Origin of the sequence: Pandoraea communis (assembly GCF_902459745.1) — a bacterium.
Taxonomy (GTDB): Bacteria; Pseudomonadota; Gammaproteobacteria; order Burkholderiales; family Burkholderiaceae; genus Pandoraea; species Pandoraea communis.
On record NZ_CABPSJ010000016.1, the window covers coordinates 1 to 537 of the forward strand.

Annotated in this window: 1 protein-coding gene and 1 pseudogene; both read right to left on the bottom strand. The window is 61.8% G+C overall.

Features of this window, described 5'->3' with window-relative positions; translation table 11 throughout:
• Positions 1–107 (bottom strand): annotated as a pseudogene (locus PCO31110_RS25565) (electron transfer flavoprotein subunit alpha/FixB family protein); the annotation flags it as partial.
• A gap of 16 nt (positions 108–123) precedes the next feature.
• Positions 124–537, bottom strand: a 414-nt coding sequence (locus tag PCO31110_RS25570) for an electron transfer flavoprotein subunit beta/FixA family protein (RefSeq protein ID WP_150691769.1), incomplete at its 5' end; no start/stop codon positions are given.

The following is a 537-nucleotide window of genomic DNA, read 5'->3' on the forward strand; positions in this document are numbered from 1 at the left end:
ACCAGCACATGCACGTCGGCGCCGCATTGCAGCGCAGCCGTCACCGTGTTGAGCGTTGCCGCCTTGATCGATTGATTGTCGTGATCTGCAATTACCAGAATGCTCATCTCGTCGTCTCCCTTCTTAGATGACCTTCGCTTCGGTCTTCAGCTTGTCGACGAGCGCTGCCACGTCCGCCACCTTCACCCCTGCGCTGCGCTTGGGCGGCTCCGCCACCTTCAGCGTCTTCAGACGCGGGCTCACATCCACACCCAGATCCGCAGGCTTGAGCGTTTCCAGCGGCTTCTTCTTCGCCTTCATGATATTGGGCAGCGTCACGTAACGCGGCTCGTTCAGGCGCAAGTCCGTCGTGATGACCGCCGGCAGCGACAGCGACACCGTCTCCAGACCGCCGTCCACTTCACGTGTGACCTGCGCACGGTTATCCGCCACCGTCACCTTCGAAGCGAACGTCGCCTGCGGCAGCTTCGCCAGCGCCGCGAGCATCTGACCGGTTTGATTCGAGTCGTCGTCGATCGCCTGCTTGCCCAGGATCAC